We start from the raw sequence: 15,162 nt of genomic DNA, 5'->3' as shown, positions 1-15,162 counted from the left end.
CTCGCTGTCCCCTCCGGTCGTGCCCGGTCCGGCCGGACCCTCCCGCTGGTCGGGTCAGGCGTCCCCGGTGGCGGCGAGGGCGCGGACGGCGTCCGCGAAGGCCTCGCCCCGCTTGTTGTAGTTGGTGAACATGTCCATCGAGGCGCAGGCCGGGGCGAGCAGGACCGTGTCCCCCGGCCGGGCGAGCCGGGCCGCCTCGCGGACCGCCTCGGACATCGCCCCAGTGTCGGTCCGGTCGAGGTCCACCACCGGGACCTCCGGGGCGTGTCGCGCCAGGGCTTCGCGGATCAGGGCGCGGTCGGCGCCGATCAGGACGGCGCCGCGCAAGCGCTTCGCCGACCGCTGGACGAGCTCGTCGAAGGCCGCCCCCTTGGCGAGGCCGCCGGCGATCCAGACGATCGGGTCATAAGCGGCCAACGAGGCTTCCGCGGCGTGGGTGTTGGTGGCCTTGGAGTCGTCGACGTACGTGACTCCCTGGACCTCCTCGACCAGTTCGATGCGGTGCGGGTCGGGCCGGAAGGCCCTGAGGCCGTCCCGTACGGCCTTGGCCTCGACGCCGAAGGCGCGCGCGAGGGCGGCGGCGGCGAGGGCGTTGGCGATGTTGTGCGGGGCCGGGGGCTGGACGTCGGCGACCTCGGCGAGCTCCTGGGCGTTCTTCTGCCGGTTCTCGACGAAGGCCCGGTCGACGAGGATGCCCTCGACGACGCCGAGCTGGGAGGGGCCGGGGGTGCCGAGGGTGAAGCCGATCGCGCGGCAGCCCTCCTCGACGTCGGCCTCGCGGACCAGGTCCTCGGTGACCTTGTCTGCGACGTTGTAGACGCAGGCGATCCGGTTGCCCTCGTAGATGCGGCCCTTGTCGGCGGCGTACGCCTCCATGGAGCCGTGCCAGTCGAGGTGGTCGGGCGCCAGGTTGAGCACGGCGGCCGAGTGGGCGCGGACGGACGGCGCCCAGTGCAGCTGGTAGCTGGAGAGCTCGACGGCGAGCACGTCGTACTCCTGCTCGCCGAGGACGGCGTCGAGGAGCGAGACGCCGATGTTCCCGACGGCGGCGGTCCGCAGACCGGCCGCCTCCAGGATCGAGGCGAGCATCCGCACGGTCGTGGTCTTGCCGTTGGTGCCGGTGACCGCGAGCCACGGGGCCGCGTCCGGACCGCGAAGCCGCCAGGCCAGCTCGACGTCGCCCCACACCTCCACGCCCGCCTCGGCGGCGGCGGTGAAGAGGGGCTTGTCGGGCCGCCAGCCGGGGGTGGTGACGATCAGCTCGGTGCCGGCCGGCAGCGTCGCCCCGTCGCCGAGGCGGACGGTGATGCCCTCCGCCTCCAGCTCGGCGGCCTGCGCCCGGGAGCGCTCGTCGTCGCCGTCGTTGACGACGGTCACGAGCGCGCCGCGGGCGTGCAGGACGCGGGCGGCCGGGATGCCGGAGATCCCGAGCCCCGCGACGGTGACCTTCTTGCCGTTCCAGTCGAGCTGTTCTGTCACTTTTCCGATGCCCATCCCGCGTAGAAGAGGCCCAGGCCCACGATCACGCACATGCCCTGGATGATCCAGAACCGGACGACGACCAGGACCTCGGACCACCCCTTGAGTTCGAAGTGGTGCTGGAGGGGCGCCATCCGGAAGACGCGCTTGCCGGTCAGCTTGAACGAGCCGACCTGGATGACCACGGACATCGTGATCAGCACGAACAGGCCGCCGAGCAGGGCCAGCAGGAGCTCCGTACGGGAGCAGATGGCGAGACCGGCGAGGGCGCCGCCGAGGGCGAGCGAGCCGGTGTCACCCATGAAGATCTTGGCGGGCGAGGTGTTCCACCAGAGGAAGCCGAAGCAGGCGCCCATCAGCGCGGAGGCGACGACCGCGAGGTCGAGCGGGTCGCGGACCTCGAAGCAGGCGTTGGGGTTGGTCAGCGTGATCGCGTTGGCGCAGGACTCCTGGAACTGCCAGAGCCCGATGAAGGTGTACGCGCCGAAGACCATCACCGAGGCGCCGGTGGCCAGACCGTCCAGGCCGTCCGTCAGGTTCACGCCGTTGGACATGGCCAGGATCATGAAGAGCGCCCAGACCACGAAGAGCACCGGGCCGATGGCCCAGCCGAAGTCCGTGATGAAGGAGAGCTTCTCGGAGGCCGGGGTGTTCCCGCGCGCGTCCGCGAACTGCAGCGCGAGCACGGCGAAGGCGATGCCGACGATCAGCTGGCCGGCCATCTTCGCCTTCGCCCGCAGACCGAGCGAACGCTGCTTGACGATCTTGATGTAGTCGTCGAGGAAGCCGACCAGGCCCATGCCGGCCATGAGGAACAGCACCAGGACGCCCGAGTACGTCGGGTCCTCACCGGTGATGACCTTGGCCAGCGCGTACGCGATGAGCGTGGCCAGGATGAAGGAGATGCCGCCCATCGTGGGCGTGCCCTTCTTCCCGGCGTGACCGCGCGGGCCGTCGTCCCGGATGAACTGCCCGTACCCCTTGCGGGCAAGGAGCTTGATCAGCAGCGGCGTGCCGATCAGGGTCAGGAAGAGCCCGATGGCCCCCGCGAAGAGGATCTGCCTCATCGGCCGGTGACCTCGCCCTCGGTGTCGAGGAGCGCCAGCGCGACCTGTTCGAGACCGACCGACCTGGAAGCCTTCACAAGGACGACGTCCCCCGGGCGCAGCTCACTGCGCAACAGGTCGACAGCCGCCTGCGCGTCGGACACGTGCACCGACTCCTCACCCCACGAACCCTCGTTATATGCGCCCAGTTGCAGCCAGGAAGCTTCCCTCTCCCCGACCGCCACGAGCTTGCTGACGTTGAGCCGGACGGCGAGCCGTCCGACCGCGTCGTGCTCGACGAGCGATGCGTCACCGAGCTCGGCCATCTTGCCGAGCACCGCCCACGTACGAGCCCCTCGGGCCTGTGCGGCCCTGCCCATGGCCGCGAGCGCGCGCAGGGCGGCTCGCATGGACTCGGGGTTCGCGTTGTAGGCGTCGTTGACGATCGTCACGCCGTCCGGACGCTCGGTGACCTCCATGCGCCAGCGCGACAGGGTGCCCGCCTCGGAGAGCGCGGTGGCGATCTCTTCGACGGGCATGCCCAGCTCGTGCGCGACGGCGGCCGCTGCGAGCGCGTTCGACACGTGGTGCTCACCGTACAGGCGCAAGGTCACGTCACTGCACCCGGTGGGTGTGTGAAGCCTGAAAGAAGGCTGTCCGTTCTCTGTGAGGCGGACGTTCTCGGCCCGTACGGCCGCTTCGTCCGCTTCGCCGAACAGGGTCACGCGGGCCTTGGTGCGGCTCGCCATGGCGCGGACGAGCGGGTCGTCGGCGTTGAGGACCGCGATTCCCCCGTCCTCGGCGGCCGGCAGGGCCTCGACGAGCTCGCCCTTGGCCTCGGCGATCTGCTCCCGGCCGCCGAACTCGCCGATGTGGGCGGTGCCCACGTTCAGGACGAGGCCGATGCGGGGCGGGGTCAGGCCGGTGAGGTAGCGGATGTGCCCGATGCCGCGGGCGCCCATCTCCAGGACCAGGTGCCGGGTCTCGTCGCTCGCGCGGAGCGCCGTGAGCGGCAGGCCGATCTCGTTGTTGAGCGAGCCGGGCGTCCACACGGTGGGTGCGTGCCGGTCGAGGACCTGGGCGATCAGGTCCTTCGTGGAGGTCTTGCCGGCCGAGCCGGTGAGGGCGACGACATCGGTGCCGAGCCGCTCCACGACCGCGCGGGCGAGGGCCCCCAGCGCGGCCTGGACGTCGTCCACGACGAGGGCGGGGACGCCGACGGGGCGGGCGGCGAGCACGGCCACCGCTCCCGCCGCGACGGCGCGCTCCGCGTAGTCGTGGCCGTCGACGTGCTCACCGGCGAAGGCCGCGAAGAGGCTGCCGGCCCGCACCTCGCGGGAGTCGATGACGACGGGACCGGTGACCCGGGCGGCCGGATCCGGTATGTCGTGCGCCTGCCCGCCGACGATTTCGGCGATCTCGGCGAGGGAGAGGGCGATCACTGCTTCATCCCTGACTGTTCTCGTGACGGTGTGCGTCCTGCTGGCTCTGCTGGCTGAGAATCGCCTCGCGCAGGACCTCGCGGTCGTCGAAGGGGCGGACGACCCCGGCGATCTCCTGGCCCTGCTCGTGGCCCTTGCCGGCGACCAGGACGGTGTCGCCGGGGCGCGCGCGGGCGACGGCGGCGGCGATCGCGGCGGCCCGGTCGGGTTCGACCAGGACGTTCCCGCGCTCCCCCGCCGGCACCTCGGCGGCGCCGGCGAGCATCGCGCTGAGGATCACCAGGGGGTCCTCGGAGCGGGGGTTGTCGGAGGTCAGGACGGCGGTGTCGGCGAGCCGGGCGGCCGCGGCGCCCATCGGGCCGCGTTTGGTGGTGTCCCGGTCGCCGCCGCAGCCGATGACCACGTGCAGCCGGCCCTCGGTGACCTCGCGCAGGGAGCGCAGGACCGATTCGACGGCGTCCGTCTTGTGCGCGTAGTCGACGACCGCGAGGTACGGCTGCCCGGCGTCGACCCGCTCCAGGCGGCCGGGGACGCCGGGGACGGCGGCGACGCCCTCGGCGGCGGCCTTCGGGTCGAGGCCCGCGGCGGCGAGGGTGGCGATCGCGGCGAGGGTGTTGGCGACGTTGAACGGGCCGGGCAGCGGGGCGGTGGCGGAGATCCGCTCGCCCTCGGGGCCGACGGCGGTGAACGTCGAGTCGTGGGAGCCGAGGACGAGATCCTCGGCGCGCCAGTCGGCCTCGGGGCGGCCCTCGGCGGAGAAGGTGACGACCGGGACGGTCGCCTCCCCGGCGAGCCTGCGGCCGTAGGCGTCGTCGAGGTTGACCACGCCCAGCCGGCTGCGCTCGGGCGTGAAGAGCCCGGCCTTGGCCCGGAAGTAGTCCTCCATGTCGGAGTGGAACTCCATGTGCTCCGGGCTGAGGTTGTTGAAGACGGCGACGTCGAAGACGCAGCCGTCGACCCGGCCGAGCACCAGGGCGTGGCTGGAGACCTCCATGGCGACCGCTTCGACGCCGCGCTCGCGCATGACGGCGAAGAGCGCCTGCAGGTCGGTGGCCTCGGGGGTGGTGCGCTCGGACTTGATGCGTTCGTCGCCGATCCGCATCTCGACGGTGCCGACGAGGCCCGTCTTCCGCCCGGAGCCGCGCAGGCCGCCTTCCACGAGGTACGCGGTGGTGGTCTTGCCGGAGGTGCCGGTGATGCCGATCTGGAGGAGGCCCTCGCCGGGGCGCCCGTAGATCCTGGCGGCGAGTTCGCCCATCCGGCCGCGCGGGTTCTCCACGACGAGGACCGGCAGGCCGGTCGCGGCGGCACGCTGGGCGCCCGTCGGGTCGGTGAGGATCGCGGCGGCGCCGAGTCCGGCGGCCTGGGCGACGAAGTCGGCGCCGTGGGTGCGGGCGCCGGGCAGGGCCGCGTACAGGTCCCCGGGGCGCACGGCTCGCGAGTCGTGCGTGATGCCCGAGATCTCGACGGCCCGGGGGATGTCGGTCCCGAGCTGCGCGGCCAGGTCGCCCAGGGGTGTCGGGCGGGCCTGCTCCGGCCGGGGTGGGGCGTTTCGGTACTGATCAGCGTGTGGCACGGCGGTGAGCGTACCGGGCGCACCCTGTGCGGGGCCAAAAGAGCCCGGGGCCTCGCCGGAGTTCGATTTCCGGTTCCCGGAATGGGGGGTGATCGTTGTCACTGGTGCTCCCGGAGTGTCACGGGGTGGGTTCGAAGGTGACCGGCAGTCGGGCGGGGTCGCTGCCCGTGGGCGCGACGTGGAGGGTTTTGAGGGCGAACTCCATGACCTTCTTGTAGATGGGTCCGCAGATCTGGCCGCCGAAGTAGCTGCCCTTGGTGGGGTTCTGGATGGCGCAGTAGACGGTGATCTGCGGGTCGTCCGCGGGGGCGAAGCCTGCGAAGGAGGCGGTGTAGCCCTTGTAGACGCCGAGCTCGGGGTCGACGCGGTTGGCGGTGCCGGTCTTGCCGGCGACGCGGTAGCCGGGGATGGCGGCCTTGGTGCCGGTGCCCTCCCGGTCCTTGACGACGGACTCCAGCATCTGCGCGAGGGTCTTGGCGGTCTTCTCGCTGACGACCCGGGACTCCTTGGGCGCGGGGGCCGCCGTGAAGCGCCCGTCGGGGCCCTTCGTGCCGCGCACGAGGGTCGGTTCGATCCGTACGCCTCCGTTGGCGATGGTCGAGTAGACGGAGGCGGCCTGCATGGCGCTGACGGAGAGGCCCTGGCCGAAGGGGATCGTGTACTGCTGCGAGGTGGACCAGTCCTGGGGCTTGGCGAGGATGCCGGGGGTCTCGCCGGGGAAGTTCAGGCCGGTGGGGCTGCCGATGCCGAACTTGCGCAGGTACGAGTGGAGGACCCGGTTCGCCTCGGGCTGGTCCTTGCCGAGCTGGCCGGTGGCGAGGATGGTGCCGATGTTGCTGGACTTGGCGAGGACGCCGTTGAGGGTCAGGTACCAGGTGATGTGGTCGATGTCGTCCTTGAAGAGCCGGTCGCCGCGGTGGAGCCGGTTGGGGACGGTGACGTGGGTGTCGGGGGCCGCCTTGCCCTCCTCCAGGACGGCGGCCATGGACATGACCTTGCTGGTGGAGCCGGGCTCGTAGGCGTCCTGGAGGGCGGCGTTGCCCATGGCGGCGGCGTTGGCGGCGGAGAGGTCGTTGGGGTCGAAGCCGGGGGCGTTGGCCATGGCGAGGACCTCGCCGGTCCGCGTGTTCTGCACGACGACGTAGCCGCGGTCGGCCTTGGACTTCTTCACCTGCTCGGTGATGGCCTGCTGGGCGGCCCACTGGATGTCCCGGTCGATGGTCAGCTCGATGTCGGAGCCGGGGACGGCGGGGGTGCCCTGGGAGCCCGCGGTGGGTACCTGGCGGCCGCCGGACTGGGTGAAGCGGATCTTGCCGGCCTTGCCGGAGAGTTCCGCGTCGAGCATGGACTCCACGCCGCCGGCGCCCTTGCCCTCGGCGTTCACGTAGCCGAGTATCCCGGCGGCGAGCTCGCCGTTCGGGTACACGCGCTTGGTGCTGGGCTCGCTGAGGATGCCGCCGAGGAGGTTGATCCCGTTGCCTCCGACGGCCTGCGCCTTCTGCCCGTAGACCTTCTTGAGGTCCTTGATCTGGTTCCAGACCTGCGGGGTCTGCTTGCGGGCGAGCAGGGTGTAGCGCGACTTGGGGGTGCGGAGCTTCTTGGCGAGCTCGGCGGGTTCCTTGCCGAGGATGGGGGCGAGGAGCGCGGCCGCCTGCTCGGGGGCGTCGGCGAGCTTCGACTCCTCGCGGGTGAAGAGCTTGGGGTCGGCGGTGATGTCGTACGCGTCGACGCTGGAGGCGAGCGCGATGCCGTTGCGGTCGGTGATCTCGCCCCGCTCGGCGGAGAGCGTGTACTCCTGGAAGCGGTACTTGTCGGCCTTGGCCGCGTACGCGGAGGCGTCCACCGCCTGGACCTGGAGCAGCCGCACCACGAAGACCAGCATGACGAGCGTCAGCCCGAGGGAGATCAGCCGCAGCCGGGGCCGCGGGCTGCCGAGCCGGATCGTGCGGGGCTGCCGGGCCGGGGGCCGCTTCCCCGCGGGGCGGGGCGCCGGGCGGGACGGACGGGCACCGGGCGTGCGGGCTCCCGGTGTGCGGGCTCCGGGCGTGCGGGCTCCGGCGGAGGCGGGCCGGGGGCGCGCGGGCCGGGCGGGACCGGGGACGCCACGGCGCGGGGGCTCCTTGGAGGGCACTGCTCGGTCACCTGCCAGAAGTCGGTTGCGTGGGTGCGGCGGCGGGCTCTGTCCCCGGCTGGCCGGTCCCGGAGGGGTCCTGGACGTCTGGCCCCGGCGCCGTCCGTGCCTGGCCGGTGCCGGAGGGGTCCTGGACGTCTGGCCCCGGCGCCGTCCGTGCCTGGCCGGTGCCGGAGAGGCCCGAACGGGTGGGGCTCCCGCCGGTGGGAAGGGTGCTGGTCGGACCTGTGCCGGGGTTCGCCGGGTCCGTTCCTGTGGTGGCCCGGCTCTCGAACGCGGGGGCGCCGGAGGCGCCTGTGGCGGGTGTGCTCCCGGGGGTCGCCGACGGCTTCGGCCTGGGCTTCGGGGTCGGCTTCGGGGCGACCGCCACCGAGGGCTCGCCGAGGACCTTGCCGTCCGGGCCGAGGAAGGCGGGGCTGCCGCCCGGGACCATGCCGAGCTCGCGGGCCCGCCGCTCCAGGGCGTCGGGGGCCGCGTAGTCGTCGACGTCCCGCTGGAGCGCCTGCTCCTCGTCGGTGAGTTCGGTGGTCTTGTTCTTGAGCTCGTTCAGCTTGAAGGAGCCCTGGTTGAGGGCCGAGTTCAGCAGGAGCAGGGAGATGAGCCCGCCGCCGAGCAGCACGAAGACGAGCAGGACGAAGGGGGTGCGGGCGGCCGAGCTGGGCCCCGACGGCATGAGCCGTCCGAGCCGCGCGGCCCGCCCTTTGAGGGGCCCCTTCGCCGTGCTCACAGGACGTCTTCCCGGATGCGCTCGACGCCCCGGAGCCGGGCGGGGGCGGCGCGCCGGTTCTCGGCGACCTCCTCCTCCGTGGGCAGCTCGGCGCCGCGGGTGAGCAGCTTGAGGCGGGGCTGGTACTTCTCGGGGACGACCGGGAGCCCGGGCGGGGCGGTGGTCGCCGCGCCGGCCGCGAAGACGCCCTTGACGATCCGGTCCTCCAGGGACTGGTACGAGAGGACGACGACCCGGCCGCCGACGGCGAGGGCCTTCACGGCCGCCGGGATGGCCTTCTCGACGCTGTCGAGCTCGTGGTTGACCTCGATGCGCAGGGCCTGGAAGGTCCGCTTGGCCGGGTTGCCGCCGGTGCGCTTGGCGGCCTGGGGCAGCGCGTCGCGGATGAGCTCGACGAGCCGGGCGCTGTTGCTGAAGGGCTCCTTGTCGCGCTCGCGCACGATCGCGGAGACGATCCGCTTGGCCTGCTTCTCCTCGCCGTACGCGCGCAGGATCCGGACCAGCTCGCCCGGCGGGTAGGTGTTGAGGACCTCGGCCGCGCTGATGCCGGTCGTCTGGTCCATGCGCATGTCCAGCGGGGCGTCCTGGGCGTAGGCGAAGCCGCGGTCGGCCTCGTCCAGCTGCATGGAGGAGACGCCCAGGTCGAAGAGGACGCCGTCCACCTTCGGGATGCCGAGCCGGTCGAGGACCTCGGGCAGCTCGTCGTACACGGCGTGGACGAGGGTGGCCCGGTCCCCGTACGGGGCGAGCCGCTCGCCGGAGAGCCGCAGGGCCTCCTTGTCGCGGTCGAGGGCGACGAGCCGCGCCTCGGGGAACTGCTGCAGGAGGGCCTCGCTGTGGCCGCCGAGGCCCAGGGTGCAGTCGACGACGACCGCGCCGGGGCGCTGCAGGGCAGGGGCCAACATGTCCAGGCACCGCTGGAGCATCACCGGGACGTGTCGGTCGTTGCTCAATGCGCCCTCTCAGATCCGGCGCGGAGGCACGTACCGCGGGAGAGGCCGAGCCGTAGGTACCGCCGCACACACGGGGGAGAAACCGCGGAAAATCGCTCGTTGTCTCCGTGAACTCCGCGTCACTTTAGTCCACGGGACCCGCCGGTCAATCAACCGACTGGCGGGTCGCTCAACCCGGGGAGCCCCATCTGTGGGTTAGCTCACAACAAGACTCATTGATGTTCTTTGTCCCCTCTCACAGCGGGCCGGAAAGGGGCGTGACCATTACCGTCGGAACCATGTCGACCTCCGCGCACCCCTCTGCCGACGCCATACGCACCGGCGCCACGGTCACCGACCGTCTCGTCGAGGCCAACGAACGCTACGCCGCCGATTTCGCCGACCCCGGAATGGACGCGCGGCCCGTGCTGCACGTCGCCGTCGTCGCCTGCATGGACGCCCGTCTCGACCTGCACGCGGCCCTCGGCCTGGAACTCGGCGACTGCCACACCATCCGCAACGCGGGCGGTGTCGTCACCGACGACGTGATCCGCTCGCTCACCATCAGCCAGCGTGCCCTCGGCACCCGCAGCGTGATGCTGGTGCACCACACGAACTGCGGTCTCGAATCGCTCACCGAGGACTTCCGGCACGAGCTGGAGGACGAGGTCGGCCAGCGGCCCGCCTGGGCGGTCGAGGCCTTCCGCGACGTCGACCAGGACGTCCGCCAGTCGATGCAGCGGGTCCGGACCTCCCCCTTCCTGCTGCACTCCGACGACGTCCGGGGCTTCGTCTTCGACGTGACGACGGGCCTCCTGCGCGAGATCGACCCGGCTTAAACCCTCCACTTAAACGGTCAAACCCCGGCATTCCCCCCGCACTTGTCCGCATGCAAGTGACAGGCCCGGCCACGGCAACAACAATGCTCGGACGACAGTTCCGAAAGGCCGAGGAGGGCCGGGGTGACGACCTATGACGATCGAGCGAGCCTCGCTGATCTGACCACCACTGTGGAGCGAGTCCGCCGATCGGTGGAGAGTGTGATCGAGGGCAAGCCCGAGGTCGTACGGCTTTCGCTGACCGTGCTGCTCGCCGAGGGGCACCTCCTGATCGAGGATGTCCCCGGCGTCGGCAAGACCATGCTGGCCAAGACGCTGGCCAAGTCCATCGACTGCTCGGTGCGCCGCATCCAGTTCACGCCCGACCTGCTGCCCTCGGACGTCACCGGCGTGTCGATCTTCGACCAGCAGCGCCGGGACTTCGAGTTCAAGCCGGGCGCGATCTTCGCCCAGATCGTGATCGGCGACGAGATCAACCGCGCCTCGCCGAAGACCCAGTCCGCGCTCCTGGAGTCCATGGAGGAGCGCCAGGTCACGGTCGACGGCCAGACGTACGAGCTGCCCAGCCCGTTCATGGTCGTCGCCACCCAGAACCCGGTCGAGATGGAGGGCACCTACCCGCTGCCCGAGGCCCAGCGCGACCGCTTCATGGCCCGGGTCTCCATCGGCTACCCCAGCGCCGAGGCCGAGCTCCAGATGCTCGACGTGCACGGCTCGGTCTCCCCGCTGGACGACCTCCAGCCGGTCGCCCACGCCCACGACATCCTCAAGCTGATCGAGGCGGTGCGCGGGGTCCACGTCGCCGACGCGGTACGCAGGTACGCGGTGGACATCGTCGCCGCCACCCGCACCCACCCCGACCTGCGGCTCGGCGCCTCCCCCCGGGCCACGCTCCACCTGCTGCGGGCCGCCAAGGCCTCCGCGGCGCTCAGCGGCCGCGAGTACGTCCTGCCGGACGACCTGCAGGCCCTCGCCGCGCCCGTCCTCGCCCACCGGCTGCTGCCGACGGCGCAGGCCCAGCTGAACCGCCGCACCGCCGAGCAGGTCGTCCAGGAGATCCTCCAGCGCACCCCCGTCCCGGCGGCGGCCCCGCCCGCCGGACCGCTCTACGGCCAGCAGCAGCCCGGCGCCCGGCGGCTGTGATGAGTGGCGCCGCCGTGCCGGACGGACCGCGGGGCGACGAGGACGACCGGGGCGGTCTGCGGGCCGCCTTCGGCGGTCTCACCACCCGCGGCCGTTCCTTCCTCGCCGCGGGGGTGGCCGCCGCCGCCTGCGCGTACGTCCTCGGCCAGGCCGATCTGCTGCGCGTCGGGCTGCTGCTCGCCGCCCTCCCGCTGATCTGCGTCCTCGTGCTGCACCGCACCCGCTACCGGGTCGCCGCCTCCCGCCGGCTCACCCCCCAGCGGGTGGAGACCTCCACCGAGGCACGGGTCCAGCTGCGGATGGAGAACGTCTCCAAGCTCCCCACCGGCCTCCTGATGCTCCAGGACCACGTGCCGTACATGCTGGGGCCCCGCCCCCGCTTCGTCCTCGACCGGGTCGAGGCGGGCGGCCGGCGCGAGGTGTCCTACCGGGTCCGCTCCGACCTGCGCGGCCGCTTCCCGCTGGGCCCGCTCCAGCTGCGGCTCAACGACCCCTTCGGGATGTGCGAGCTGACCCGCTCGTTCAGCGCGTACGACACCCTCACCGTCGTGCCCCGCACCGAGGCCCTCCCGCCCGTGAAGCTCTTCGGCGAGGCCGGCGGGTACGGGGACGGGCAGTCGCGCTCCCTCGCCCTCGCCGGCGACGACGACGTCATCCCGCGCACCTACCGCCACGGCGACGACCTGCGCCGGGTCCACTGGCGCTCCACCGCCCGCTACGGCGAGCTGATGGTCCGCCGCGAGGAGCTCCCCCAGCGGGCCCGCTGCACCGTCCTCCTCGACACCCGCCGGATCGCCTTCCAGGGCGCGGGCCCCGACTCGGCCTTCGAATGGGCCGTCTCCGGCACCGCCTCCGCGCTCGTCCACATGCTGGAGCGCGGCTACGCGGTCCGGCTGCTCACCGACACCGGCAGCGCGATCCCCGGCGAGGGGTCCGAGGGCTTCGCCGGCTCGGCACAGGACTCGGCCGAGGCGGCCGGTCTGATGATGGACACCCTCGCGGTCGTCGACCACTCGGAGGGGGCCGGGCTCTCCCGCGCCTCCGACGTGCTGCGCGGCGGCGGCGACGGACTGCTCATCGCCTTCCTCGGCGACCTCGACGAGGAGCAGGCCGCCCTCGCCGCCCGGATGCGCGGACGGGCCGGCGCGGCCGTCGCCTTCGTCCTGGACTCCGGCACCTGGCTCACCGGCGGCGCCGTCCCCGGAGCGGTCGAGGACCGGGTCCGGCAGCTGCGCGAGGCGGGCTGGACGGCGCTCGCCGTACCGGCCGGCGCCTCGCTCGCCGATCTGTGGCAGCAGGCGGCCGGGCTGCGCCCGGAGTCCGCCGCCGCCGACACCTACGGAGGATGGTCATGAGCGGCCGCGCACGGCTGACGCTCGCTTCCTGGGCCGCCACCCTGATGGCCGCCGGGGCGCTGCTCCCCCTGGTGAAGCCGGCGACCTGGATCTTCACGGCCGCCTTCGTCCTCGCCCTGGTGAGCGGGGTCGGCACACTGGCCCGGCGGGTACCGCTGGCCCGGCCGCTGACCCTGCTCGCGCAGACCGTCACCGCGGTCCTCGCGCTGACCGTGTTCTTCGCCCGGGAGCAGGCCCTCCTGTGGCTCGTCCCGGGCCCCGAGGCCGTCACGCACGCCGCCGAGCTGTTCCGGGCGGGCGCCGAGGACGTCGGCCGGTACGCGATCCCCGCACCCGACACCGAGGGCATCCGGCTCATGCTGGTCGGCGGCGTCGTCGCGATCGGGCTCCTGGTGGACACCCTCGCGGTCACCTTCCGCAAGGCGGCCCCGGCCGGCCTGCCGCTGCTCGCCCTCTACTCGGTGGCCGCAGGCCTCTCCGGCGGCGGCGCGGGCTGGCTCTGGTTCCTCCTCGCGGCCTCCGGCTATCTGCTGCTGCTCCTCGCCGAGGGCCGTGACCGGCTCTCCCAGTGGGGGCGGGTCTTCGGCGGCGCCCAGCGCTCCGGCCGGCCCGGCTCCACCGTCGCCGCCGGCGGCCCCGCCTTCGCCCCGGCGCGCACCGGCCGCCGGATCGGCGCGGTCGCCATGGGCGTCGCGCTGGTGGCGCCGTTCGCGCTGCCGGGCTTCTCCGGCGGTCTCTTCGGCGGCAACGGCGAGGGCGGCGGGGGCTCCGGCAAGGGCGGCACGATCGCCGCGGTCAACCCGCTGGTCTCCCTGCAGGACAATCTGCGCCAGCCGGAGGACCGGGAGGTCCTGCGCTACCGGACCAACGCCCGTGACACCGACGGGATGTACCTGCGGCTGGTCGCCCTCGACCAGTTCGACGGCACCTCGTGGAAGTCCTCGGTCCGCCCGATCGAGGACGTGCCCAAGCAGCTGCCCTGGCCGGACGGCCTCGCCCAGAGCGTCCGGATCACCGAGGTGACCAGCAACTTCGTCGCCTCCGAGGCGTACGAGCAGAAGTGGCTGCCCATGCCGTACCCGGCGGCCCGGGTCGACATCGAGGGACGCTGGCGGTACGAGCCGGCCGGCCGGATGCTCGTCGGCGACGACAAGCAGACCACCAAGGGCGCCCGCTACCAGGTGTCCAGCCTGGACGTGCAGCCGACGGCCGCGCAGCTGGCCGACTCCCGGCCCGCCCCGGAGAAGCTGCGCCGCGAGTACACCAAGGTGCCGACGACGCTGCCGCCCGACGTGCGGGCGACGGCCCTCAACGTCACCAAGGGCGCGCGGAACGACTACGAGCGGGCCGTGAAGCTCCAGGACTGGTTCGCCCAGGACGGCGGCTTCCGCTACGACGTGGACGTGGAGTCCGGCACCGGGGTCCAGGCGATCTCCCGCTTCCTGAAGGACAAGGAGGGCTTCTGCGTCCACTTCTCCTTCTCGATGGCGGCGATGGCCCGCTCGCTCGGCATCCCGGCCCGGGTGGCCGTGGGCTTCATGCCGGGCACGACGCAGACGGACGGTTCGGTCTCGGTCGGCATCCGGGACGCGCACGCCTGGCCCGAGCTGTACTTCGAGGGCGCCGGGTGGACGCGGTTCGAGCCGACCCCCTCGCGGGGCTCCACCCCCTCGTACACCCAGGAGAACACCCCCTCGGGCACGGCCACCGGGCCCGCTCAGCCGCAGCCGAGCGCCTCGGCGCAGCCGTCCGCCGCGCCGAGCGCCCCGGAGAGCTGCACCCCGCAGATGAAGAAGCTCGGCGACTGCGGTCCCGACGCCGCGGCGGCCGGGGGGTCCTCGGACGACTCGGGCCCCGACCTCCGCACGATCCTCCTCCTGACCCTGGGGATCCTCGTCCTCGTCTCGCTCCCCCTCCTCCCCCTCTTCTGGCGGACGCGGGTACGGGCGCGACGGCTCGGCCCGGGCGGCGCCGCGCTCTCCGTCTGGGAGGAGATCAACGACACGGCCTGGGACTACGGGGTCGAGCCGGACGACTCCCTGACGCCGAGGAAGTCGGCGGCGCGGATCGTCCGCCTCGGTGAGCTGCGGGGCGAGTCCGCGGACGCGGTGCACCGGGTGGCGCGGGCGGTGGAGGAGGTGCTGTACGCGCCCCGGCCGCGGCCGGTCGCCGGCCTGGCCTCCGAGGCGGGGCGGGTCCGTGCGGGCTTCCACGCGGGCGCCGGCCGGGTCGCCCGGCTGCGGGCCCTCCTGGCCCCGCGCTCGGCGACCCGCCTCCGCTGGGCCTGGTCGACCCACTGGTCCACCTGGACGACCCGCCGCCACGCGATGACAGCCCGAGCGACAGCCGCCCTTCGCCGCCGCGAGGCAAGCTGACCCCGTTGTGGGCACGCTTCCGCCGTTGTGGGCATGCGTTCCGCCGGGGCGGAACGGGTGGGCACAACGGAACGGCGCCCTTGCCGGCGCCAGAGGCTCCCGAGCCTGAACCCGCAC

The 15,162-nt window shown here is 72.9% G+C and carries 11 protein-coding genes; 4 read left to right on the top strand and 7 right to left on the bottom strand.

Features of this window, described 5'->3' with window-relative positions; all coding sequences use genetic code 11:
• Nucleotides 1-54: 54 nt before the first annotated feature.
• The 7 genes from murD to rsmH are packed head-to-tail and all read right to left on the bottom strand — an operon-like array spanning nt 55 to nt 9,354.
• Nucleotides 55-1,494: a UDP-N-acetylmuramoyl-L-alanine--D-glutamate ligase gene (gene murD, locus ACWGN5_RS31915; RefSeq protein ID WP_453521684.1), complete on the bottom strand. Its 1,440-nt coding sequence runs from the start codon at nt 1,492-1,494 to the stop codon at nt 55-57.
• Complete coding sequence (gene mraY / locus ACWGN5_RS31910) at nt 1,476-2,546, bottom strand: phospho-N-acetylmuramoyl-pentapeptide-transferase (protein ID WP_453521682.1); 1,071 nt, start codon at nt 2,544-2,546, stop codon at nt 1,476-1,478. The genes murD and mraY overlap by 19 nt, the downstream gene beginning before the upstream one ends.
• A complete protein-coding gene (locus ACWGN5_RS31905) occupies nt 2,543-3,967 on the bottom strand; it encodes a UDP-N-acetylmuramoyl-tripeptide--D-alanyl-D-alanine ligase (protein WP_453521680.1) in 1,425 nt (474 codons plus the stop codon). The genes mraY and ACWGN5_RS31905 overlap by 4 nt, the downstream gene beginning before the upstream one ends.
• Before the next feature lie 4 nt (nt 3,968-3,971).
• Nucleotides 3,972-5,645 (bottom strand): UDP-N-acetylmuramoyl-L-alanyl-D-glutamate--2,6-diaminopimelate ligase, encoded by a 1,674-nt coding sequence (locus tag ACWGN5_RS31900; protein WP_453521677.1) that lies wholly within the window; start codon nt 5,643-5,645, stop codon nt 3,972-3,974.
• Nucleotides 5,646-5,661: 16 nt separating this feature from the next.
• Nucleotides 5,662-7,674 (bottom strand): peptidoglycan D,D-transpeptidase FtsI family protein, encoded by a 2,013-nt coding sequence (locus tag ACWGN5_RS31895; RefSeq protein ID WP_453521675.1) that lies wholly within the window; start codon nt 7,672-7,674, stop codon nt 5,662-5,664.
• A 7-nt stretch (nt 7,675-7,681) separates the two neighbouring features.
• A complete protein-coding gene (locus ACWGN5_RS31890) occupies nt 7,682-8,401 on the bottom strand; it encodes a hypothetical protein (protein WP_453521672.1) in 720 nt (239 codons plus the stop codon).
• Entirely contained in the window at nt 8,398-9,354 is a 957-nt protein-coding gene (rsmH, locus tag ACWGN5_RS31885; protein WP_453521669.1) for a 16S rRNA (cytosine(1402)-N(4))-methyltransferase RsmH, read from the bottom strand. Before rsmH ends, ACWGN5_RS31890 begins: the two co-directional genes overlap by 4 nt.
• A 215-nt stretch (nt 9,355-9,569) precedes the next feature.
• Here rsmH and ACWGN5_RS31880 point away from each other — a divergent pair, with 215 nt between their 5' ends.
• The 4 genes from ACWGN5_RS31880 to ACWGN5_RS31865 all read left to right on the top strand — a co-directional run bounded on the left by ACWGN5_RS31880 (nt 9,570) and on the right by ACWGN5_RS31865 (nt 15,045).
• Entirely contained in the window at nt 9,570-10,172 is a 603-nt protein-coding gene (locus ACWGN5_RS31880) for a beta-class carbonic anhydrase (RefSeq protein WP_453521668.1), read from the top strand.
• 123 nt (nt 10,173-10,295) lie between these two features.
• On the top strand, nt 10,296-11,315 hold the full coding sequence (locus tag ACWGN5_RS31875) for an AAA family ATPase (RefSeq protein WP_453521666.1): 1,020 nt from the start codon (nt 10,296-10,298) through the stop codon (nt 11,313-11,315).
• Nucleotides 11,315-12,670, top strand: a complete 1,356-nt coding sequence (locus ACWGN5_RS31870; protein WP_453521665.1) for a DUF58 domain-containing protein — start codon at nt 11,315-11,317, stop codon at nt 12,668-12,670. The genes ACWGN5_RS31875 and ACWGN5_RS31870 overlap by 1 nt, the downstream gene beginning before the upstream one ends.
• Nucleotides 12,667-15,045, top strand: a complete 2,379-nt coding sequence (locus tag ACWGN5_RS31865) for a transglutaminase family protein (RefSeq protein ID WP_453521664.1) — start codon at nt 12,667-12,669, stop codon at nt 15,043-15,045. The genes ACWGN5_RS31870 and ACWGN5_RS31865 overlap by 4 nt, the downstream gene beginning before the upstream one ends.
• Nucleotides 15,046-15,162 lie beyond the last annotated feature (117 nt).

It is taken from the genome of Streptomyces sp. NPDC055815 (assembly GCF_053616475.1).
This window is presented reverse-complemented; position numbering and strand designations above follow the sequence as displayed.

Bases quoted from the DNA above. Each gene is read 5' to 3' on its own strand.
- murD (WP_453521684.1), bottom strand. From the start codon at position 1,494: ATGGGCATCGGAAAAGTGACAGAACAGCTCGACTGGAACGGCAAGAAG.
- mraY (WP_453521682.1), bottom strand. From the start codon at position 2,546: ATGAGGCAGATCCTCTTCGCGGGGGCCATCGGGCTCTTCCTGACCCTG.
- ACWGN5_RS31870 (WP_453521665.1), top strand. From the start codon at position 11,315: ATGAGTGGCGCCGCCGTGCCGGACGGACCGCGGGGCGACGAGGACGAC.
- ACWGN5_RS31865 (WP_453521664.1), top strand. From the start codon at position 12,667: ATGAGCGGCCGCGCACGGCTGACGCTCGCTTCCTGGGCCGCCACCCTG.